General features: G+C 32.6%; 24 protein-coding genes. 14 read left to right on the forward strand and 10 right to left on the reverse strand.

Annotated elements, in window-relative coordinates:
- Positions 1–171 (forward strand): type IX secretion system membrane protein PorP/SprF (locus tag CHB80_RS12505; RefSeq protein WP_143337122.1); only part of this gene is annotated, 171 nt, incomplete at its 5' end.
- Between the two features lie 42 nt (positions 172–213).
- Positions 214–2,166: an OmpA family protein gene (locus CHB80_RS12510; RefSeq protein ID WP_089371829.1), complete on the forward strand. Its 1,953-nt coding sequence runs from the start codon at positions 214–216 to the stop codon at positions 2,164–2,166.
- Between the two features lie 112 nt (positions 2,167–2,278).
- Here CHB80_RS12510 and CHB80_RS12515 read toward each other — a convergent pair whose 3' ends face one another.
- On the reverse strand, positions 2,279–2,788 hold the full coding sequence (locus CHB80_RS12515; RefSeq protein WP_089371830.1) for a DUF456 domain-containing protein: 510 nt from the start codon (positions 2,786–2,788) through the stop codon (positions 2,279–2,281).
- Positions 2,789–2,956: 168 nt separating this feature from the next.
- Here CHB80_RS12515 and CHB80_RS12520 point away from each other — a divergent pair, with 168 nt between their 5' ends.
- The 6 genes from CHB80_RS12520 (at position 2,957) to CHB80_RS12545 (ending at position 9,382) form a co-directional block, all read left to right on the forward strand.
- Entirely contained in the window at positions 2,957–3,322 is a 366-nt protein-coding gene (locus CHB80_RS12520) for a BlaI/MecI/CopY family transcriptional regulator (protein WP_089371831.1), read from the forward strand.
- Positions 3,319–4,908: a M56 family metallopeptidase gene (locus CHB80_RS12525; protein ID WP_089371832.1), complete on the forward strand. Its 1,590-nt coding sequence runs from the start codon at positions 3,319–3,321 to the stop codon at positions 4,906–4,908. Before CHB80_RS12520 ends, CHB80_RS12525 begins: the two co-directional genes overlap by 4 nt.
- Before the next feature lie 24 nt (positions 4,909–4,932).
- Positions 4,933–6,345, forward strand: a complete 1,413-nt coding sequence (locus CHB80_RS12530) for a M56 family metallopeptidase (RefSeq protein WP_089371833.1) — start codon at positions 4,933–4,935, stop codon at positions 6,343–6,345.
- Positions 6,346–6,390: 45 nt separating this feature from the next.
- Positions 6,391–7,602: an alpha/beta hydrolase-fold protein gene (locus tag CHB80_RS12535; RefSeq protein WP_089372247.1), complete on the forward strand. Its 1,212-nt coding sequence runs from the start codon at positions 6,391–6,393 to the stop codon at positions 7,600–7,602.
- A gap of 34 nt (positions 7,603–7,636) precedes the next feature.
- Positions 7,637–8,842 carry a tetratricopeptide repeat protein gene (locus CHB80_RS12540; protein ID WP_089371834.1) on the forward strand — a complete coding sequence of 402 codons (1,206 nt, stop codon included), beginning with the start codon at positions 7,637–7,639 and terminating at the stop codon, positions 8,840–8,842.
- Between the two features lie 66 nt (positions 8,843–8,908).
- On the forward strand, positions 8,909–9,382 hold the full coding sequence (locus CHB80_RS12545; protein ID WP_089371835.1) for a hypothetical protein: 474 nt from the start codon (positions 8,909–8,911) through the stop codon (positions 9,380–9,382).
- Between the two features lie 2 nt (positions 9,383–9,384).
- On the opposite strand, the gene CHB80_RS12550 is transcribed toward CHB80_RS12545, so the two are convergent.
- The 3 genes from CHB80_RS12550 to CHB80_RS12560 form a co-directional block, all read right to left on the reverse strand.
- Positions 9,385–10,266 carry a hypothetical protein gene (locus CHB80_RS12550; RefSeq protein WP_089371836.1) on the reverse strand — a complete coding sequence of 294 codons (882 nt, stop codon included), beginning with the start codon at positions 10,264–10,266 and terminating at the stop codon, positions 9,385–9,387.
- Between the two features lie 228 nt (positions 10,267–10,494).
- Complete coding sequence (locus CHB80_RS12555) at positions 10,495–11,634, reverse strand: glycosyltransferase family 2 protein (RefSeq protein WP_089371837.1); 1,140 nt, start codon at positions 11,632–11,634, stop codon at positions 10,495–10,497.
- On the reverse strand, positions 11,631–12,599 hold the full coding sequence (locus tag CHB80_RS12560; protein WP_089371838.1) for a lysylphosphatidylglycerol synthase domain-containing protein: 969 nt from the start codon (positions 12,597–12,599) through the stop codon (positions 11,631–11,633). Before CHB80_RS12560 ends, CHB80_RS12555 begins: the two co-directional genes overlap by 4 nt.
- Positions 12,600–12,635: 36 nt before the next feature.
- Between CHB80_RS12560 and ruvC the strand changes: the two genes are divergently transcribed.
- From ruvC to CHB80_RS12580, 4 genes are all read left to right on the forward strand, one after another.
- Positions 12,636–13,190 (forward strand): crossover junction endodeoxyribonuclease RuvC, encoded by a 555-nt coding sequence (ruvC, locus tag CHB80_RS12565; protein WP_089371839.1) that lies wholly within the window; start codon positions 12,636–12,638, stop codon positions 13,188–13,190.
- 4 nt (positions 13,191–13,194) lie between these two features.
- A complete protein-coding gene (locus CHB80_RS12570) occupies positions 13,195–13,941 on the forward strand; it encodes a DUF3667 domain-containing protein (RefSeq protein ID WP_089371840.1) in 747 nt (248 codons plus the stop codon).
- Positions 13,942–15,078: a radical SAM family heme chaperone HemW gene (gene hemW / locus CHB80_RS12575; protein WP_089371841.1), complete on the forward strand. Its 1,137-nt coding sequence runs from the start codon at positions 13,942–13,944 to the stop codon at positions 15,076–15,078.
- Between the two features lie 143 nt (positions 15,079–15,221).
- Positions 15,222–15,965 (forward strand): cyclase family protein, encoded by a 744-nt coding sequence (locus CHB80_RS12580; RefSeq protein WP_089371842.1) that lies wholly within the window; start codon positions 15,222–15,224, stop codon positions 15,963–15,965.
- A 181-nt stretch (positions 15,966–16,146) separates the two neighbouring features.
- On the opposite strand, the gene CHB80_RS12585 is transcribed toward CHB80_RS12580, so the two are convergent.
- The 6 genes from CHB80_RS12585 to CHB80_RS12610 all read right to left on the reverse strand — a co-directional run bounded on the left by CHB80_RS12585 (position 16,147) and on the right by CHB80_RS12610 (position 21,238).
- Positions 16,147–16,749 carry a hypothetical protein gene (locus CHB80_RS12585; protein WP_089371843.1) on the reverse strand — a complete coding sequence of 201 codons (603 nt, stop codon included), beginning with the start codon at positions 16,747–16,749 and terminating at the stop codon, positions 16,147–16,149.
- 4 nt (positions 16,750–16,753) lie between these two features.
- Positions 16,754–17,023 carry a hypothetical protein gene (locus tag CHB80_RS12590; RefSeq protein ID WP_143337123.1) on the reverse strand — a complete coding sequence of 90 codons (270 nt, stop codon included), beginning with the start codon at positions 17,021–17,023 and terminating at the stop codon, positions 16,754–16,756.
- Between the two features lie 143 nt (positions 17,024–17,166).
- A complete protein-coding gene (locus CHB80_RS12595) occupies positions 17,167–17,385 on the reverse strand; it encodes a hypothetical protein (protein ID WP_143337124.1) in 219 nt (72 codons plus the stop codon).
- A 92-nt stretch (positions 17,386–17,477) separates the two neighbouring features.
- On the reverse strand, positions 17,478–18,041 hold the full coding sequence (locus tag CHB80_RS12600; protein WP_089371846.1) for a hypothetical protein: 564 nt from the start codon (positions 18,039–18,041) through the stop codon (positions 17,478–17,480).
- Complete coding sequence (locus tag CHB80_RS12605; protein WP_089371847.1) at positions 18,041–20,077, reverse strand: hypothetical protein; 2,037 nt, start codon at positions 20,075–20,077, stop codon at positions 18,041–18,043. The genes CHB80_RS12600 and CHB80_RS12605 overlap by 1 nt, the downstream gene beginning before the upstream one ends.
- Positions 20,078–20,080: 3 nt before the next feature.
- Positions 20,081–21,238, reverse strand: coding sequence for a tetratricopeptide repeat protein (locus CHB80_RS12610; protein WP_179218152.1), 1,158 nt, complete (start codon positions 21,236–21,238; stop codon positions 20,081–20,083).
- A 645-nt stretch (positions 21,239–21,883) separates the two neighbouring features.
- On the opposite strand from CHB80_RS12610, the gene CHB80_RS12615 reads away from it, so the two are divergent.
- Positions 21,884–22,228 carry a DUF4260 domain-containing protein gene (locus CHB80_RS12615; RefSeq protein WP_089371849.1) on the forward strand — a complete coding sequence of 115 codons (345 nt, stop codon included), beginning with the start codon at positions 21,884–21,886 and terminating at the stop codon, positions 22,226–22,228.
- A gap of 100 nt (positions 22,229–22,328) precedes the next feature.
- Positions 22,329–22,946: a DUF4230 domain-containing protein gene (locus tag CHB80_RS12620; protein WP_089371850.1), complete on the forward strand. Its 618-nt coding sequence runs from the start codon at positions 22,329–22,331 to the stop codon at positions 22,944–22,946.
- Position 22,947: the final 1 nt, after the last annotated feature.

Below are 22,947 nucleotides of genomic sequence, written 5' to 3' on the forward strand. Positions count from 1 at the left end.
AGTGGACTTGCAGGTTTTCAAGTATCAGACAGTATGCTTATAGGTTTAGCCTATGATCGTGAGACAACAGATTTAGGAGATACCACATTTAATGATGGAAGTTTTGAAGTTTTCCTTAGATTTGAACTGTTTAACGAGTATGATAGGTTATTAACACCTAGATTCTTCTAATAAAAGAGAATAGCATATAATTATTATTTAAAACTAAAATTAATGAAACTTCACGTTTATATACTAACAGCTTTATTCTCACTAGTAGGAGTGACTAGCTTTGCTCAGGAAGGGAAAATATCTAGAGCAGATAAGAAATTTGATCAGTATGCTTTTGTAGATGCACGTAAAATATATCTTGACGTTGCAGAAAAAGGATATGAATCTGCCGATTTATTCCAAAAACTAGCAGACTCTTATTATTTCAATGCTGAATATACAAATGCAGAAGTATGGTATAAAAAGTTAATTGATACCTACCAAGAAGAAGTTCAACCGGAATACTATTTTAGATACTCACAAACATTAAGAGCTTTAAAAAATTATGAGTTAGCAGATGCTATGATGACTCGATTTAATGACCTTAATGGAACAGATACAAGAGCGACATTATTTAAAGAGTCTCCAGATTATTTACGTGAGATATCTGAATACAAGAAAAGTAAATATACGCTTGAAGATATAAGAAGTATTAATTCAAGATATTCAGACTTTGCACCTACCGAATTTGAAGGAAAATTGATTTTTGCATCAACAAGAGATTCTGGAGGAAGTGTTAGACGTATTCATAAATGGAATAACCAACCGTTTTTAGATCTATATCAAACTAGAATAGGTGAACAGTCAGGATCTTTCTCAAAACCATCAAAGTTTAATAAAAAACTAAATTCAAAATTTCACGAAAGTACAACTGCCTTTTCAAAAGATGGAAGTACAGTATATTTTACACGTAACAATTATACAAAAGGGAGTTATAAGAAAGATAAAAACGGAACAAACAAGCTAAAGATCTATAAATCTACTAGAGAAGAAGGAAAGGGATGGACAGAAGCCGTTGAGATGCCTTTTAATAGTGATGAATATTCTACAGCACACCCTGCATTAAATGCAGATAATACAAAATTATATTTTGCATCAGATATGGAAGGAACTATAGGTCTTTCTGATATTTGGGTAGTAGATATTAATGAAGATGGAACGTATGGTACGCCTGTTAATGTAGGCCGCCCAATTAATACAGAAGGAAGAGAGACATTTCCTTTTATGAGTAAAAATGGAAACCTATATTTTGCTTCAGATGGTCATCCTGGCTTAGGAGGATTAGATGTATATGTGACAAGTCCACAATTACAAAACGATGAACAAGAAATTATAAATGTTGGAAAACCTATTAATAGTTCTTATGACGATTTTACATTTATAGTAAACGATGAAACCAAATTAGGATACTTTGCTTCCAATCGTAAAACTGGAATGGGGAGTGATGATATTTATCGCTTTGTACAAGAAATAATACCATGTGATATTCTAGTAGATGGTAAAGTGATAGATAAAGACTCAGGAGATCCAATCTCAGGAGCAACTGTGCAATTAATAGATAGTTCTGGAGAAGTGGTTACTTCTATGCTTAGTGAGACCAATGGAGGTTATAATTTTGATACCGCAAACTGTGAAGAGCAATATATCGTAAGAGCTATAAAAGAAACTTATAATGGAGATGAAGTAGTATTCACTACACCAGATGAGTCTAAAACGATTACTAATAATTTGAGATTAGAACTTGCTCAAAAACCTATTGAAGTGGGTGATGATTTAACAGTACTATTAGAACTTAATCCTATTTACTTTGATTTTGATAGATTTAATATCCGTCCAGATGCAGCTTTAGAGTTAGAAAAAGTAATATCTGTAATGAAGCAATATCCAACTATGGTGATAGATGCTAGATCGCATACAGATAGTCGTGGAGTAGACAGCTACAACTTAAGCCTGTCTGATAAAAGAGCAAAATCTACAGTAGCATATATTATTAGTCAAGGAATAGAGAGTAGTAGAATTTCTGGAGCTGGATATGGAGAAACTCAATTAGTAAATGATTGTGGAAACGATGCTAACTGTTCAGAAGAAGATCATCAACTTAACAGAAGATCTGAGTTTATTGTGATCAAAAAATAATCAAATAAAGATACGTACACATAGAAAGCCTTTCAGAAATGAAGGGCTTTTTTTTGTATACGCTTTCGCGAAAGCGTATAAAGAAAACATATAGTATAGCAGTAACTTGATCTTATGACCAAACAAACAACGTGTCACTATATGCAAAAAGCTTATAGATAAACAAAACAAGGAATATAACGGTGACAATAAACTTCATAAAGGTAGAAGCTACAAAACCTAAGAAAGAGCCTACAGCGGCTTTAAAAGCTGTTTTAGAGTCACTCTGATTAAAGATAAGCTCCCCAATCAATGCACCTACAAATGGGCCTATTAAAATTCCAAATGGAATAGGAGAAAAAATACCTACAAATAATCCAATCATAGTTCCTATTGCACCAGCCCTACTTCCTCCAAAACGTTTGGTCCCTATAGAGGGGATGATATAATCTAAAATAAAAATGAGAATTGCTACAAATAAGGTAATCCCCAAAAAGGTATAATCCATAGGTACCCCTTTGGTAAAATGTAAGACCAAAAGCCCCAACCAACTCACTGGAGGGCCTGGCAATACAGGAATAAAACTACCAATAATGCCTAAAAGTACAAGCAATAAACTCAAAAATACAAGAAGTAAATCCATCTTAACGTGTGTAATTACAGACCATATGACGCTTTAAATGTTAATTTGTTACAATTTTTTAACTAAAAAATTAGTTTAAACTAAGAATTTAGTTATATTTGTAAGACAATCTTTAAAATACAACTTTTAAAAAGAATCATTTACAGATCACTAATAGATATATAACTAATGAAACAACTCACAAAAGCCGAAGAAGATATTATGCAAATCCTATGGGATCTTAAGGAAGCTAATGTTGCTGCTATTATAGAAAAGTTGCCAGAACCAAAACCAGCTTACAATACAGTATCTACTATTGTTAGAATTCTTGAGAATAAAGAATTTGTAGGATATCGTAAAGAGGGAAGGGGACATATTTATTTTCCTTTAGTTCAAAAGGCAGACTATAGTAATCAAACGCTTAATAAATTAATGAATGGCTATTTTCAAGGGTCATTTAAAAGTATGGTATCCTTCTTTATGAAGAAAAATGACATTAATATGTCTGAAATGGAAGAGATTATGAGAGAAATTAATAAAGAAGAAAACCAATGATACACTATATCCTCCAGATTGTTGCTTATCAATTGCTATTTTTAGTAGTTTATGATGTCTTTTTAAAAAAGGAAACCTTTTTTAATTGGAATAGGTGTTACTTACTTATCACACCTATACTCAGTTTTATACTTCCATTTATTCAAATAGATGCGATTCGAGAAACGGTTCCAGCTTCTTATACAATTACATTGCCAGAAGTATTACTGCAAACCAGTCTTACAGATACAACCTTAAATGGAGGAATGCTTGATGAAGTAGTACTTACAGGTACAAAACCTATTAATTTTATTACTTGGATACTTACTATATGGGTAGTTGGAATGATTCTGAGTTTAGGCTATTTTGCTTATAAGATTATAAAAATCCAGCTATTAAAAAATAAAGGAACTTTACAGCAAATAGGAGCATTACAAATTATCACACTACCTAATTCAGATACTGCTTTCTCTTTTTTTAATACTATTTTCTTAGGAGCAAACCTTTCAGAAATACAACGAGATAATATCATGCTTCATGAGACCATTCATATCAAGGAAGGACACTCATTAGATATGTTGTTTTTTGAAGTGCTTCGTATTGTGTGCTGGTTTAATCCATTGGTGTATATATATCAAAATAAAATGATGCTCCTCCAAGAGTACACAGCAGATGCTAAAGTAGTTTCTCAAAACGGGAAAAAAAGCTATTACCAAAGCTTGTTATCACAAGTGTTTAAAACAGAAAATATTTCATTTATCAATACATTTTTTAATCATTCACTCATCAAAAAACGAATTATTATGTTACAAAAAGCAAAATCAAATCAAGTATCTCAATTAAAATATTTGGTCCTCGTCCCTTTAATTTTTGGGATATTAATCTATACTTCCTGTAGTAATGACAATAGTCTTGAAACTCCTACAGAAGCAAATATTGAAAGTTTAAGTTATGAACTTGCAAAAGGAGAAGATCTAGAAGGTGAGAAACTAAAAACACATCAAGCCTATGAGGCATTTTTAATAGCAAACCCTGATTATGTAGGATGGACGTCAATAAACGAAGAGGGAACTAAACTTTCTTATAGTGTTCATAAGCTAAGCGAAGGGAAACCAGAAGGATATGCTGAACTTACATATAACAAAGGAGATGAAAGCTATACTGTCTATATGAATCTAGGAACTCCTAAAGCTCCTCCTACAGATGATATTACTATGATTAAAGAAACAGTCATCAATCCAGAAGCTGGAGATGACATTCCTTTTGCTATTATAGATCAAGTACCTGTTTTTCCAAATTGTACAGGAACAAATGAAGAGCGTAAAGAATGTATGAGTAATAGTATCTCTAAGCATGTAAACAGAGGATTTGATACTTCTTTAGCAACGACACTAGGTCTTACAGGTGTTAACAGAATTTTTGCTTCCTTTAAAATAGATAAAAACGGTAATGTTGTAAATATTAGAACTCGCGCTCCGCATCCTGCACTAGAAACAGAAACAAAAAGAGTGTTAGAAACACTTCCTCAAATGCAACCAGGAGAGCAAGATGGACAACCCGTAGGCGTATTATATAGTCTGCCTATTACATTTAAAATCCAATCGTAATATAAACACCACAGATTAGGAGTTATGACAAGATACATTATAGAAATACTATGCTTTCAAGCAATATTCTTGGTAGGCTATAAGGTCTTTTTAAAAAAAGAAACCTTTTTTACCTATAACAGAATGTATTTACTCATAACTCCTATACTATCCATCATATTACCTTTTTTAAAGATTGCCGCATTACAGGCGATGGTTCCTATCCAGGAAGTAGCTACGGTGCTACCTGAAGTAATATTAGAGAGCTATAATACACCCAATATAGATACTGTAAAACCGACTACTGTTTTGATATCAAATACACCTGGCTATAGGTTTAGTTGGATGCATGTATACTATTTAGGTATGGCTATTAGTGCACTTCTATTTAGTTATAAGCTGTTTCAATTTACACGCCTTTTTCGTTTTAAAGAAAAGCAAAAACGAGTCATTATATTACCAGACAGTACTCAGGCATTTACATTTTTTAATTATGTATTTCTGGGAGAGAAGTTAAGTTCGCTTTCGCGAAAGCATATATTGGCACATGAACGTATACATATCAAGCAAAAACATACATTGGATTTACTGCTTTTTGAAATGCTGCGTATTGTATTTTGGTTTAACCCATTAGTATACATCTTTCAAAAAGAAATCACACTTATACATGAGTATTTAGCCGATGGGTATGCCCTAGGAAACACCACAAAGAAGCAGTATTATGAAGAACTATTAAATACAGCTTTTGATACAAAACAATTTTCGTTCATCAATCCATTTTTTAATCATTCAATTATCAAAAAACGAATTATTATGTTACAGAAAACAAAATCAAAACAAATAGCAAAAGCAAAATATTTATTCTTAGTACCAGCACTTTTTGCCATATTAGTATACACCGCTTGTACAGATGCTACAGCAGGAGGAACAGGTTATAGTACTTCAGATAGTGAGATCATTAAAAATATTGAAGTACTTAAAAACTCAATAGCAAAACAAGGAAGCTTAACAGAAGAAGAAGAGAAAGCTCTTAAAGTATTAACCGCAGTAACTTCAAAGGATGAGAATATTCTAAAAGATAGTACCTATGACGATGTACTAAACGATTTAGATATTCCATTTGGAGTACTAGAACAAGTGCCAGCTTATCCGGGATGCTCGGGCTCTAAAGAAGAAATAAAAAAGTGTACTACTCAAAAAATTAAGGAGCATGCAACCAAAGAATTTAATGGGAAACTTCCAGAACAGTTAGGACTTACAGGAATAAAAAGAGTAGTAGCTGTTTTTAAAATAGATGTAGAAGGGAATATTGTAAATGTGCGTGCCCGCGGAGCACACCCAGAACTAGAAAAAGAAGCCATTAGAGTCATCAAAACATTACCAAAAATGATACCTGGTGAAAAAGATGGGAAAAAAGTAGGTGTATTATATGAACTTCCATTTACGTTCTCACTTTAACATACGGCAATAAATAACTGCCTAATAATGGGTATAAATCATTTTATGACAAGAGTACTAGTATGTATTGGGTTTATTTGTATAAACTTTTGTGCAATGGCACAGTTTTCTCAAAATAAAGACAATGAGTTAATTCTAGGAACTGTTGATTCACTCTTTTCAAAAACACTCAATGAGCAAAGAGAAATTTGGGTCCATCTTCCAGAAAAAATAGAAGACGGAAAAAAATATCCTGTCATTTATGTATTAGACGGGAGAGGGCATTTCCATACAGTTACAGGTATTTTAAAACTCCTTGAAAAATGGAACCTACCCAAATCTATTGTAGTTGGAATTTCCAATACGGATAGAACAAGAGATTTTACACCCACAAACGTTCCTTTCCAAAGGGGTCATAAGTCTGAAACCTCTGGAGGAGCAGCTAATTTTTTGACATTTATAGAAAAAGAATTGAAACCTTTTGTAGAGAGTAAGTATCCTATCGATACGATGAGTACTATCATAGGGCATTCTACAGGAGGTCTTTTTGTACTCTATACCTATACACATCATCCAGATGTATTTGATAATTACTTAGCAATTGACCCAAGTTTATGGTGGGATAAAGAAAAGTTAGTAAAACAATCAGAAAAGTTGCTTAGTACATCTACATATCAAAACAAACCATTGTATGTTGCAGTGGCTAATAGCGTAGGGGTAGATACAGTTAAGGTGCGAAAACTTAGATCAGAGCCAACAGAAATGTTAAGAGCAAACCTTAATTTTCATGATATTTTAGTAAAAAATAAAGGTCATATAGAATTTACTTGGGATTATCAAGGAAGTGAAGATCATGGAAGTGTAGTGGTACCAGGAATGTATAATGGATTACGATCATTGTTTTCATGGTATCCATTTCCAGAAAGATGGAGATTTAATACGCCAAAAGCATATACTGCAGAAGAATTAACAACGCCTTTTTATACTCATTTTGAAGAGTTAAGTAAACGTTTTAAGCGAGAAGTAAAACCCGATTGGCAGTTTATAAATGATGTTGGCTTTTTTATAGTAACATCACATAAATTACCTAAAAAAGCACAAGCCTATTTAGAAATGAATTTGAAGTATTATCCAGAAGAATCAAAGAGTTATGTTGCAATGGGAGATTATTATGTCATGATCAAAAAAAAGGATGAGGCTATAAGTCACTTCGAAAAAGCAATTGCCATTGATGGTAATAAAGAAGCTCAAGAAAAATTAAAAAAATTAAAAAAATAGACAGATAAAATAGTATTAAAAAATATAACAATACATGAAGAGATACCTCATACTTCTTTTTTTTACGAGTATTATTAGTAACGCCGAAGCACAGTCTTCGGCTTTAACTATTGCAGATAGTTTGTATGCAGTAGGAAGCTATACAAAAGCTATAGAGCAATATCAGTTAATACCAGATCAAAATGCAAAAACACTACTGCAAATTGCGCGATCGTATCGTGGTTTAGGAAATAAAAAAGCAGCAATAGAAGCCTATGTAGCATCACTTACTCAAAACAAGGAACAACCTATCGCAGCTACAGAATATGGAAGGCTTTTAATTTCTAGAGGAAAACATAGTACTGCCGATACTATTTTTATGGAGTTGTCACAAAAGTATCCTGATAATCCAGAATATTTTTATCAACGGGGGAGAGCATTAAAACTACTTGAAAAGAAAGGAGATTCTCTATGGAAGAAAACAGCAACTACAAAGAGTGAAGAAATATTTTCTAAAGCTGTACAACTAGATTCTACACATCAAAAAGCACTCTATCAATTAGGATTACATTATTTGGGAAAACGTGATTATCCTGTAGTAGATAAAATCTGTTATAAAGCTTTAGAGATAGATCCTGATAATGTAGAAATGGTGAATATTTTAGCACAAAATTACTACTTGAGAGGGTGGCATGATGAGTCCATCACTTGGTTTGAAAAACTAATAGCATTAGGACAAACATCACCTTTCATTCATAATAATTTGGGAGTGAGTTATCGTCAAACAAATAGATATCAGAAAGCAATAGAACAATATTTGATTTTATTAGGGATAGATGATGAAGATTACGGAGTTCATCATATACTAGCCGAATTATATGGAAAAATAAGAGATATAGAAAAAGCAGAGTATCATGCCAAACAGGCATTATATTTTAAAGACCTACCATTAGACGATATCTATTATACATTAGGAAACGCTTACCAGATCAATAAAAAATTTGAAAAGGCAATAGTTCAGTATAGAAAAGTCGTTAAAATAAATCCTTCCAATATACGAGCACAATATAACATTCCTGTGTGTGCCGATAATTATTATGAAAATAAAAAAGAAGTCGTAAAACTCTATGAACAGTTTTTAGAAAAACATAAAGAGTCCAAAGATAGAGCAGCCACATTTTATAAGACAATGACAGAAAGACGGCTTACTGTATTAAAAGAAGAGCTTTTTTTAAAAGAAGGAGAAGATAAAAAAGACTAAAAACACCTTTTAGGAGAACATCATATAATATTGTAAATTTCATCCAACAAATAAAATGGTATGAATATGCGTCTTTTGTCTTTAGCTCTTTGTATGCTTATAGCATCCTGCTCAAGATGGGAGACCAAAAAAATTACTACTGAAGATTTCTTAAGTCAAGAGCAATATATCATAGATATTACTAATGTAGATACCTATCCTATTTTTAATACCTGTGATGAACTCTCTGAGAGCGCAGCTCTAAAAAAATGCTTTGAAGACCAAGTAACAAGTACATTGTATCAAGAGCTTAGCAATCATACTATTGTAGTACAAGAATCTATAAACGATACTGTTTGGCTAGACTTAATTGTGAATGAAACAGGAAAATTCTGTTTGGATAGTATTCATCTTAAACCTATGATTCGCAAAGAAATTCCTGAATTGAATGCGTGGATTCATGATGCTATACAAGTAATGCCAAAACCTGAGCCAGCTATAAAACGAGGAATATTAGTAAAAACTCGATTTAAAGTACCTATTGTCTTAAAGGTAGATTAATACTATAGTACAAACTTATATCCAATAGTAAGATCAACAGGGAACTCCCCATTATCATCTATAATAAAAGAATACGCATCATTATAGTTAAGAGATAAATACCCTTTTCCTAGTTTAATATCAGCACCAAGGCCAAAAATAACAGGCCCCTGTAAATTTGAACCAGACGAATCATCTACAGCGATAAGCCCTAACGTATCATCATCTATTTCTTCAGATCTTTTTGCCGATGTAAAAGTAACGAGCTTTGTGTTGAGGTATATCTGATAGATAGGGGTTTTTATAAACTTAAAACGATGGTTGATAGAAAATTGAGCAGCACTATAGTCAAATTCATCACTTGATAAGGTCTGTTTGTATTGAAAAACAATAGCATGACTTGGAAGTGCGGTCGCATCATACAACTCAAAGTCAATTCCAAATTGCGTATTTGAAGTGTTGTCGGGATTATCTACAAAAACACTATTAGTGATTCCTACAAATCCACCCAGGCGATACTCCATATTTGTAAGAAAACTGTTCTCTTCATAAGAAGCATCTACTGCTTTATTATAGGCATTAAAAAAACGACGCAAACTCGCTAAGGTTAATTTCACCTTATCGGTATTCATCGTTACATCGCCTGTAAGTTCTTGTAGCTGTTTTTTATACTCTTCCTGATATTTTTTACCCTCTTTGGTATTGGTTAATTCTGTAATCGTTGTTCCCTTTTTGGCAAAGTAACGATACTCTTGATTAACGATATTCCAGAGTAGTGTAATAGGGCCTTCTACATCAGTTTTAAGCTCATAAGATTGATTGTTTACAGAGTAGGTATCTGTTTGCGCGGTAATCGTTGAAAGACCCAATAGGAGTCCACAACAAAGTAGTGTAAAGCGTTTCATTAAAAAAGATTTGGATTTTAAAGGTAACAAAAATTCTTATTAGTGAAACCCAATGTTGAGAAGTCTATAAGACGCGCTCCATATTGTGAGTTGAACTAATCCCGCTAAATGGCGGGATCTTCTTTATTTTTTAGAATAACCCAATGTTGAGAAGTCTATAAGACGCACTCCATATCGTGAGTTGAACTCCTCTGGTTTTTTCTAGCAATGTATACGATTTAATAGCTTTCATCTCTTAAAATACCTGCCTTTCCAAGTAAATCCTCCTTTTAAAGAAATCAGGGCAATGTAAGAACTTATAAAAGGGTACCATAACGCACAGAGAGGGTACCATAACAATAATTTTTGCTTATTAAAAAATCGTGAAGCTTGTATCAGTAAAATAAAATCAGCTACTATTTTTATGAAGAGTAATATTAAAAACGGTAATGAATGTGTATACGCTTTCGCGAAAGCAAAAACAACACCTACCACAAAGGTCAGATTAGACGCTAAAATAAGCACTCCGATGCCTTTTGTCAATGTTTTGGTATATCCCGTAGACTTGGCCGCCCAACGTTTTCGTTGCGTTATATAGGATGACCAACGCTCTTGAAATGTCGTTGTAACAATAGCTTGTGGCGACTTGAGATAATGAATCTGATTTGGAAATGTTTTTGTAAACTTTTCTAATAGAAAATGATCATCACCACTAGCAATATGAGTATTCCCTTGAAAACCGTTTACCTCTATAAAACTAGCTTTTTCATAAGCCAAATGCGCTCCATTACATAAAAATGCCTGCTGATTACCAAAACCACCTATCGTAGCCCCAGCAAGACTTAGTGTGTCCATCTGCTCAAAAACGTTCAAAAATGTAGAAGAATGTACCGGTAATGTAACAGGACCCGCCACTAGCTTTGCGTTAGTATGCTCTATAAAAGAATCTAACTCACGAAGCCATAAAGTTGGCACCATACAATCGGCATCTGTCGTTACAATCCAAGAATAATTTGTGACCGCTATAGCAGTTTGAATGGCATCTTTTTTAGGAGAATTAGAAGTACGTATACTGTTTAAAATCTTGATGTTTTTTTGAGAATGCTTTTTGATATACAACTCGATACAAGTAACCGACGCATCATCAGAATTATCATTAACCAATAAGATTTCATACAAAAATGCAGGGTAGTCTAATTGCCTAATACTATCAAGTAACCTAGGGAGATTCTTTTCCTCATTTCGAAAAGGGATAATTATGGAAAATCCTTGTTTAGGAATATTTGCTGAAGAAGTAAAAAGAGGCACTTTCTTATACCCATACGATAACCAAAGGATAAAAAACACATACCCAATAATGATAGCATACATGCAGATAAGTACCATCATATAGACATCGTTTTTTGAGTACTTAAAGAGGTGTCTGTAAGTATAAAATAACTCCCTGGAATTATAGGAAGTACCATGTTAAAAAACCACATGATACATGTGATGCTCACGATGGTAATTTCTGGTGCATCAATCCACGAAAATACCGCAACAGCTACGCCCGTTTTAAGGACCACGTCAAAGAGTTGAAGCATCGGTATGATAGAACTTAAAACGTACATAGTAGCAATAAGCCCCATCGCAAGGATATAAGAAACATCCACTTGAAATAGTACTAATAAAAAGTAAAACTGATGTGCAAATATGAGATAGCGAGCAAACGAAAAAAACAATGCTTTGTGCTTATTAGAAGAAGCAATGGTTTTCATAAAATCACGTATACGTTGCCAAGAATACCCTTTGATACTCCAATGGATATGATGTAAAAGTTTAGGAGTGCCATAAAACAAAACGATGAGTACGAGTACTAAGATGAGGTAATAACCTATAAATGCAGGAAATAAATAATAACTACAAATCCCAATGCCCAAAACTCCAAAAACAGTCGTAGCAAGCATTTGATACCCATTTCCTAATAAGGTCAAAAACAGCGTCTTTTTACGTAATGGAGCAGGAAAAAATAATGCTTTAGCTCCATATTCTCCAATTTTGGCAGGAGTAATCAGCGATACGATATGCGCTTTTAATGATTGTAAAAGACTTTCTTTTGTAGAAATAGGACTGCAATGTTTTGCTAATGTTTTCCATTTATAAACTTCGAACAGCCAATTGAGAATAGATAGTAATAGTAATATTGCTATATTGCTATATGTAAATAATGTATTAACATTGCTTTTAAAAACTTCTAAAATTGTAGTCGTATCACGTGTCACACGTTGCCACACAAAAAGGAGCACCATAGCCAAAATCAAAATTTTGATACTATAGCCTAGGAATTGTGTAGCTTTGTGGGAGTAGCCTCGCATAACAAACAAAGTAACGAATAAAACATATAATTCCTTTTGAAAGAAGAAAGAATCATATTAGGTATTGATCCAGGAACCACTATCATGGGATTTGGCTTGATCAAAGTAGTAGGTAAAAAAATGGAGTTTTTACAACTTAATGAACTCTTACTTTCAAAATACAAAGATCCTTATATAAAGTTAAAACTCATTTTTGAGCGCACGGTCGAACTTATAGACACCTATCATCCGGATGAAATTGCCATTGAAGCACCTTTCTTTGGAAAAAATGTACAGAGTATGCTTAAGTTAGGACGCGCGCAAGGAGTTGCGATGGCAGCAGGATTAAGCCGTGAAGTTCCCATTACAGAATATCTCCCTAAAAAAATTAAAATGGCCATTACAGGGAATGGAAATGCCAGTAAGGAACAGGTTGCAAAAATGCTACAATCCCTCTTAAAGATTAAAGAACTTCCCAAAAATCTAGATAGTACCGATGGACTTGCCGCCGCGGTATGTCATTTTTATAATTCTGGAAAAATAGAAACGGGAAAGCATTATACAGGATGGGAAGCCTTTGTAAAACAAAATGAGAAACGGGTGAAAAAGTAATCTTATGGAGAAAGATGCTCATAATACGGTATGTAAAAACTGTAACACAGCTGTTTTAGGAAATTTCTGTGCCCATTGCGGACAAAGTACAAGTGTCACTAAGATTACATTAAGAGATACTTTTCAGGATTTTTTAAATAGTATTTTTTCTGTTAATGCACCATTGCTGGTCACTTTAAAGTTATCTTTTCTTAATCCAGGAAAATTATACCGTGAGTTTTTAAGCGGAAAACGAAAAACATATTATAAACCAGTTCCCTTTTTTATACTCACGACCATTGTATTAATACTCATGCGTATTGTTGTAAACTATGATCCTTTTCAAGAAGTCGCAAATAATGGTCTTGATAATCCTAGTTTTGAACGTATGATTGCTACCGCAAAATTTATGTCAAAAAACATTAATAATTTCTTACTGTTTTTTGTGATTTCATTGAGTCTGTCATTAAAATTGTTTTTTTCAAAATCATATACGCTCGCAGAATATCTGGCTATTTCTTTTTACGCGGTAGGTATTTATACTTTGTTGGCAACACTAGGCCTTTTCTTAAATAAATTTATAGCGTACACGCTTCAATATGTTCCATTTCTTATAATGGGTATCTATTTGATATATGCATTGAATTCGCTTTTCCCTCAGAAGAAAATAAAAGTCACAATAAAAACATTGTTGCTATATCCAATGGCTCTTTTTATCTATATAGTGTTAGGATTTGGAGTATCATTTTTAATTATTTCATTTAAAAATTAAATGTCTAGCATCTACATCCATATTCCCTTTTGTAAACAAGCCTGTCACTATTGTGACTTTCACTTTTCTACCTCTATGGGAAAGAAGGAAGCGATGATTACTGCATTAATTCGAGAGCTAGAATTACGCAAAGAAGAGTTCCAGAATGAGACGGTAGATTGTATCTATTTTGGAGGGGGAACGCCTTCGGTATTAGAAACGGAAGAAATTAATCTCTTGATTCAAACGGTATATGAAAATTACCAAGTAACAGATGCGCCAGAGATCACATTAGAAGCAAACCCTGACGACCTTTCGGAAGAAAAGATTGAAGCTTTATATGCATCACCCATCAATCGGTTGAGTATTGGGGTACAATCTTTTTTTGAAGAAGATTTGAAACTCATGAATCGGGCGCATAATGCCACCGAGGCTATAGATTCTATTACGCTTTCGCGAAAGCGGTTTCAAAACATATCCCTAGATCTTATTTATGGTATTCCAGAAATGAGTAATGACCGATGGATCAAAAATATAGAACAAGCACTAGATCTAGGAGTTCCACATATTTCTGCATATGCACTCACTGTCGAACCAAAAACAGCACTAGAAAATTTTATTAAAAAAGGAATCATTCCCCCAGTAGAAGATGAGGTAGCACAAGAGCATCATGCTATTCTTGTAGAGCGATTGGAAGCAGAAGGATATCATAATTATGAGTTTAGCAATTTTGGGAAACCCAATTTTTTCTCCCGTAATAATACAGCCTATTGGGAAGGAAAAAGCTATATAGGTATTGGTCCCGGAGCGCATAGTTATAACGGAAAGCGCCGAGCTTGGAACATTAGTAATAATCCAAAGTATATCAAAGCGATTGAGAAAGATGAGTTGCCCCAAGATGTAGAAGCACTCACAACTACAGATCAGTATAATGAGTATGTGATGACACGATTACGGACGCAAGATGGTGTTTCATTAAAAGAAGTAGCGATGCTATTTGGATCAAAAATGCATGCCTACTTACTCCAACAAGCCCAAACACATATTGAAAATCATTTTCTATTTTTAGAAGAAGATCGCTTGTACGTTACTAAAAAAGGAAAGTTTCTGAGCGATGGCATTGCAAGTGATTTATTTATGCTGAACTTGAGTTCGTGATTTTTGTTACAGAAAGGTATTTTGCTTTCTAAATATATTGCAGAATGAGTACGTATTTAATTATATTTTAAAAACGTAATCCAATACCTTGTAACATTCTTTATCTTTAAAGACATATAGGTATACATATATAAAATCATCACGTGAAAGCTACCATCCATCACAAAAACCAAACACTTTCAATTGACTTATCACAACCTATAGATATTTCTATTCCGTTAAGTGATACAGAAAACCCATTAGCTTGGTATTTAGAAAAACCCGAAATCACACCTGTACGATCGGAAGATTGGGTAGGAAAAGTAAGTGAAGGAGGCGATGTCAATTTTAATACTATCACATTCAACCCACATGCACATGGTACACATACCGAATGTGTAGGGCATATTACAGAAAAAGTATACAGTATTAATAAGCATCTTACACAATTCTTTTTTACAGCCGAATTGATCACAGTAGCTGCAGAGCCAAGAGGTGAGGACTTTGTGATTTCAAAAAAACAATTGCAATACGACCTCAAAGGAAAAAACCCAGAAGCATTGGTGATTAGAACGATTCCGAATATAGACGAGAAAAAAACAAAAAACTGGTCACATACCAATTGGACCTATATTGAAGAAGAAGCCATGGTATTTTTACGAAGATTGGGAGTAAAACACCTTTTGGTAGATGTACCTAGTGTAGATCGTGAAAAAGATGAAGGCGAGTTGAAAGCGCATAAAGCCTTTTGGAATCTAGAGGGCAACATACGAATGGACGCCACCATTACAGAAATGATTTATGTACCCCATCAAATAGCCGATGGACGATATATCTTAAATCTGCAAATTGCTCCCTTTGAAAATGATGCAACACCCAGTAAACCTATTTTGTATAAAATAGAATGATTTATTAAATAGTAAACCCTCCAATCACTGAAGGGTTTACAATATCTACCAAGAGTAATTTCTAATTCCCTTGCTGATTAATACAAAAATTCATCTTGATTCTCTGAGTGAGAAATCAAATTTAATTGGCTGTTCTTAAACAATCAATACAAATTATTTAAGAACAGTTATATTTTTATAGTTATTTCTTCAATTGCCAGACATTCCCCTTTTTTTCTAAAAAAATTAGACTTCCAAATGTATTGTCCTTAAAAGCATAAGTTGTAGTCATAAAAATAACTCCCTGATTTCTTTTTTCATTAGTATATAAATCACTTAGTTTTATAATTACACTTGATGGGTCACGAAAAAAACTTCTGTATTTAATCCTATCATTTTTCAATTCTTGTACTTTGGAATTTGTAATATTTTTAAAATTGAAATCTCTACAATTTGATTTTAAAAATTGACCGCTAACAGGCATTCTCTTTTTATAAATTTTGTTCAAACTATCATAGTTATCTTTAAAAGAGAAAAAGCTATTGGGTTCAAAAGTTTCATCCAATAGGTATACTAATAAGGGAGACAAGCTATCAGGTCTCTTATTTAATCTGTAAGGTTCTTTTCCTAACTTAAATTCATCTGGTGTAGGTATAATATTTAATCTATGATCTATTTTATTTTTATTAAAAGTATTACAGATTAAATTATCTGAAAATAAAATTTCATTTGTTTGATTTTTACATCCAATAATCAGATTAATTAATGCTATTAAAAAAAGAACTTTGGTCACTATGCCATTCATTTGTTTATGATATCGCTACTACTTTAACCTTATCTAGATACCACACATTTAGTTTTTGCTTTAAAATACAGATATAAGATTGCCCACAAAGCTTTCCACAATTATATGTGGCTTTAAAAACTATCAATTTTTTACTTGGGGAATAAAATAAATTTTCAATATGTAATGATCCGCCTAGATAATATTGTTTTTTAGCTTCTTCTTCGTTAAAATTTTTAAAAGTCTCAATTTTTGTATTTGAAAGATTTTTGAAAACCATATTATCTATGTTCAAATTGCATGACTTTTTGACTCTTAAAGATGTTTCTTTTAGATAGATATTATCAATATTATTGATATCGATTTTTACATCAGATGGAACAGAAAAAATATTAATAGTATCATTAATTAAAAATAATATTGGTCGATCATCAATAATTAAATCTCTTTTTTTACTGTACCTTCTTTTAAATCTTTAGGGGAAGGGATCGTTAATTTTCTATCGTCTCTGGTCGTTTCTTTTATTAAATCTTCAATCGGGAAATTAAATTCATTGCAAAAAGAAGAAGGCTCACTTTTTTGCTCACAAGAACAAAAAAGTGAAGCTACTATTATTAAATAAACTGCCATTTTTTTAATCATCACAAGTGGTTTCATGGTTGTCATTATAGAGAGGTAGAGTTCATAAACTCTCTCATCACTGAAGTGTTTATCGTTTTTTACCTCTTATTTTTAGTATACAGTAATAGTCAGTTTCTTTTCTCAAATTTAAAACTGTTATTTCCATAAACTATTAGATTAACACCTCCGTTAATATTAAAAACTTCCTCTACAAAATTCTTATCATCAATTATGACATTTCCTTGCGCATCTTCTACATATAATGGATTTTTTTTAGGAAATGTCTCTAAAACAAGATTACCTATCAATTTTTTACTCTTTTCTGAGAACTTTAAAGGTATATTAAGATCAGAATAAATTAGAATAAGTTTAGTTTCTACATAGGTGTAAAAAAGAGGGAATAAATGATCTTTATCCAGATTATCGTATCTATGGTAATTATCAACTAATCGATAAATTGACATGATCTCGTCTGATTTTGCACTATTATTTTTATAGGTTAGGCGTAGTTGAATATAGCCATTCTCATTAAAGAATGTCTTTTTATTTTTAGTCTCATTTATAAATTGAATGATAGCTTTATGAAGTGTTGTTCCTTGAAGATTAACCTCATTAATGTCTATCTGTTGCGCATAACTAAACCCAGAATAAAGGAAGCAGATATATAAAAAAGTTATAGAAAGTCTTGTCATTAGTTTATATTATTACAAAGATCGTCAAGATCTCCAAGTTGTACATTAAACGTTTGATTAGAATTGCCGTCAAATTGAGCAATGGCATTACACCCAATAATATAGTGGTTTATTTCATCAAATATCCCAGCCATTTGTTGATCATCTTCAATAATATTATTGCTTACTCCATCTGTTCCATCTTGAATGCATGGTGTATGACTGTGAACTGTTGCAACTATAGGAATAAAATATTTATTTAATTGTTGGGCAAATATTTGTCCTTCGTAGGTCCTATTAGGTGATCCCTGTTCGGCATCATATTGATAATATGTAATACCATTATGTTCATACAAACCTTGCACAGCAACTCCATTATTATTACCTTCTTGAGTTATAAGAATAGCTCCATCAAGTGTAAGAACAGAAAACCACTCATTACCATTTTGGCTTAAACTCCATAACTCAATAATACCTTCACATTTATCATCATACTCGGCAAGAGGTTTATCGCCTTCATCATAGAAAACATTATTGAAGTCATATGCAAAACTATCTTCAAAACTAACATAACCTCCATTTGATAAAGTCTCTAATAGTATAATTTTTACTGGATTTATAAACAAATCCCATCCATAAATTCCATCTCCATGTTCTAAATCTCCTATAATGAACTGCATTGCATAAGGTGAAAATTTAATGGTAAATCCTCCTCCTGTATAATTAAAATCAAAAAGCTTGCCATAATCGATATTATTATTAGGCGCAAAACCAGGAACGTTTCGATCAAGAAAGTTAACGATACCTGCTCCATCTCTAAAATCGTTAGGGATATTAGAAAGTTCATCAAGCAATAACCCTGCATGTTGATAACCTGCAGTAATACCATCATTATCCCATTGCATATAGAAAATACGATCTGGTCTATCTAATGTTTGTCCACTCACATCTTCTCCATAACTAGCAAATGTAGGCACTAATTGATCTCCAGATTGAAAATTTCCTATAATATCCTGTACATTAAAAATACTATATGGCGAGAAGTCGCTATTAGCCATAAAGCTTGCGCTTCCAGGTATAGTATTGGGATTATCTGTTAAAAAATTATAGGTACTTGGACCTATGTTTTCAATTTCTGTCGAATATGTATACATCAACTCTTCTGGACTATTGTTTTCAAGATTTGGTATATATCCTTGTGCATGATCACCTATTAACTGATTAATGTGCTGATCTGCAAAGAAATAAAATTCATTGTAAGAATAATAGTCTAAACCATCAAAAAGCCCAGGAGTGTTTGCATAAGGACCTGGTTGATTTGTGTTAGCATAGTAAATTAAATACGCTGAAATCTGTTGTATTTCCTGATAATCAGAATAACTTTTGTGATGATTATACATTAAATCTGCTAGATAATCTGCTAGTAAATTGTTATTATTAATTATTCCTAAAGTAGTATGTCTTATCTGCATACTTGTTGCTTCGTTATATAAATCTACTTCTTGTTGAAAATAATGCTCATTATATAAATCAAAGGCTTGTGAAGGAGGCATATTTTCTAAAAGGATGCCATTGTAATTCAATCCACCAAAATCATATAGATTATTATTCCCATGTACCAATTGAAATAAACGAGATTTATCTCGTTGTATTTGACTTTGTGCGCTCAATTCCTCAATAATTGCTGGAAGGGGTGCTCTTAGGTTATTTACATAATCATTTTCAAATTCATAAATAGTCTCTCTTTTGAAAAGCTCTTTAACAGCTTGTTCATAGTTCGGAAAGTTCTCATTTAATCGTTGCTCAATTTCATTTTTTATCGCATTTCTTTGTGCTTGATAAAATGCTTGATATTGAGCTTCTACCAAATTGTTATAGGCATTTAGCCATGCATTGGGATCAGTAACAAACTCAAAACAAAAACATGTCTCAGAATCTCTTGTTGGTGGTGGATACGTTGGCCCTCCTTTAGAATTTCCTGTACTAGATAATTGTCCGTACCCTGTAAAAGATATGAGTACTATGAATATAAGTGTGTATATATGATTGTTTTTCATCTCCTAGTTAGTTTTAATGATTTGATTACTGAAAGTTGATCCATCTACAATGAGTACTGATAAGTAGACTCCTGTTTGTAGTTGGGGAGCGTTCACGTGAATAGCTCCATCGCCAGTAGAAAAATTTGAACTAGGAATTTCTAGTTTTTTTATTCCGTTTAAGTCATAAACCTCTAACCCTACTACAGAGGGTTTTTCCAATGTAAATGTAGTCTCAAAAGAAGTTTGAAAACTATTCGGATGTAAACTAATAGAAGATTGGATTTTACTCTCTAATAACTCTTGACTCATAAAATTACAAAAGACAGGTAATCCAGGTTCATTTAATTCAGAAATCCATGTATGGATTTTTGCAATAAATTGGTTTTGTTCTAAATCGTTGAAAAATTCAATTTCTTTAACTTTATAAGTATAATTCTCACATAATAAGTTATCTTGAATAAGCGCAGGGAACGACAGATCTAGATCATTAGGAATTATTTTATTTCCAGTAATTTGAAATGAACTCGATAAGCTTAAGTCGTCTTCTGTTAATGTTAAACTATTATTTTCAGAATCAAGATAAATTTGTATAGCGTGCTCAGAGATTACTTTCTGACCAGACCATTCCAATTCATATAAGCCTCCATAAAGTTCTGTATCCAAAATTTCATTTGTGTTATTTAAGGGTTCATTGGTATTAACTGAGAACCTTAATTCCTTCAAACCTTCTAGTTCATAACCCTCTGAATTTAATTTCTCTAAAAGAATTTGACTGTTACTCACATCATTTGAAGAGAGTAGATCAATTCCAGATGTTACATCTTGGTCACAACCCAATCCAAATAAATGATGTATTGCTAGCCAATGTTGAGCCATTGGATTATTACTTTGTGCAAAGAGATTTATTGCGTTTTGGTAATTCTGATTATTCTCGGTCAATCCTTTGAAATAAAAATATCCTAAAGCATATATTGCCGTTGGATCTTCCATTTCCACAGCTAATTCAAGATACGTTTGCGCTATATCAAAATCTTGATCTACACTCCAACCATTTTTGTAGAAGTATGCTAAATAGGTAGTAGCTTTTGGATGTCCTAAACCACTAGCTTGCTCAAACAAATCAAAAGCTTTTGAGTAATCCACTTCTACATTTTGGAGCATTTCTATTAGTCCTCTCAAATAAAGAGAATTTGGAGTATCAGTCAAACATGATGAAATGTTTAACTCAATAGAATTCAGAGTTTCTTGTTCTATCTCTATGACTGATGATAGCTTATCAGCAATTTTTTCTACTCTTCTATCGCAGAGATTACTGTCAATTTGAGCAAAAGTGGTTCCCCAAATAAAAAGGAGAGCTTTACATAATGTAATAGTTCTTTTCATTGATATTAGTTTAAAATATTAATAAAGTGTTCAAAGATGTTTATACAATCTTGTTTTACATAGTTAAATTGAGCAAAGTCATGAGATCAATGAGCAAACAAACCATATTCATGACAATACAATTTAATAGTCATGTTTTAGGTATATATGTGTTGATTACGACGATATCAATATGCACAGATATATCTACGATAAAATATAAGGGGTGGGAAGCTTAAATATCCTTGAAATAATGATTAGTTAAATAATTACTTCATTTATATTGTTTTAAAATTAAATAATAAATTTACGTAATTTATTATAAATTCAATTGTCGATTTTTCTTAAGTGTCTGTTATGTAATTGGTTAATAAGTAATAATGCTAAAGCTTTAATTAATTACCTTATGTAGCATTCAGAATATTTTTTTATGTTAGTTGAGGAAATACTAAACTTTCTTTTATGAAAACAACTTTAAAACTAGAAGAACTGGCACAATTTGGACTCGGCATTTACTTTTTTAGTGTACTTCCATTTGCATGGTGGTGGTTTTTAGTATTACTACTTGCCCCAGATATCGGGATGATTGGGTATGCATTTGGAAATAAAACAGGTGCTTTTTTATATAACTTGTTTCATCATAAAGGAGTTGCCATAGCTATATATTTGACAGGAATATATCTTCAAAATAATATCCTTATGCTTGTAGGCGCTATCCTATTTGCACATGCTGCTTTTGACAGAATACTAGGCTATGGTTTAAAGTATGAAAAAGGCTTTAAATTCACACACCTCGGAGATTTGTAAATTAAAACTTCGATATATTTGAAATAATACAAATCTATGAGCGCAGCGATCTATCATCTATAATCTATCAGCAAAGCGGTCTTTATAGTATCTTTACAACATGGAGTTTTTATTTTTAGGACTTGCTTTAGGCGCTATTGTAGCCTATTTTTTATATGGACGCTTTGCTAAACGAGGTAATAAAGCAAAAGTGCATTCGCAATCTATGGTGCTTATGGAACGTATCCGTTCTGTATGTAAATTCATTACGGTAGAAGGAGATTTTGCTGAAATTTACCACTATGAAAGCTTGCGCGAAAAGTGGATTCAAAAGCTATTAGGCACCAAGAAAGCATTAGTGCTAATAGATGCCAAAGCGCATATAGGTTTTGACCTTACGAAAGTTCGCATGGAAGCAGATGAAGAAACAAAAACGATTCGTCTGTACGATTTTCCTTCACCAGAATTACTTTCTATAGAAACCGATTTTAAGTTTTATGATAAAAAAGAAGGCTGGGCAAATCCGCTTACAAGCACAGATCTCACCGAAATTAATAAAGAAGCCAAACAACATATTGTAGATAAAATCCCAAATAGCGGACTCTATAAACAGGCTTCTCAACAGGCACTAGATACGATTATTCTTATTCAAAAATTAGTAGAAACTATAGGGTGGCAATTAGATTATGACGCCTTAAAAATTACAACTCCAGAAGAACCTCCAAAACTCAATCCCTAGT

This window comes from Dokdonia pacifica, assembly GCF_900188275.1.
Classification (GTDB): Bacteria; Bacteroidota; Bacteroidia; order Flavobacteriales; family Flavobacteriaceae; genus Dokdonia; species Dokdonia pacifica.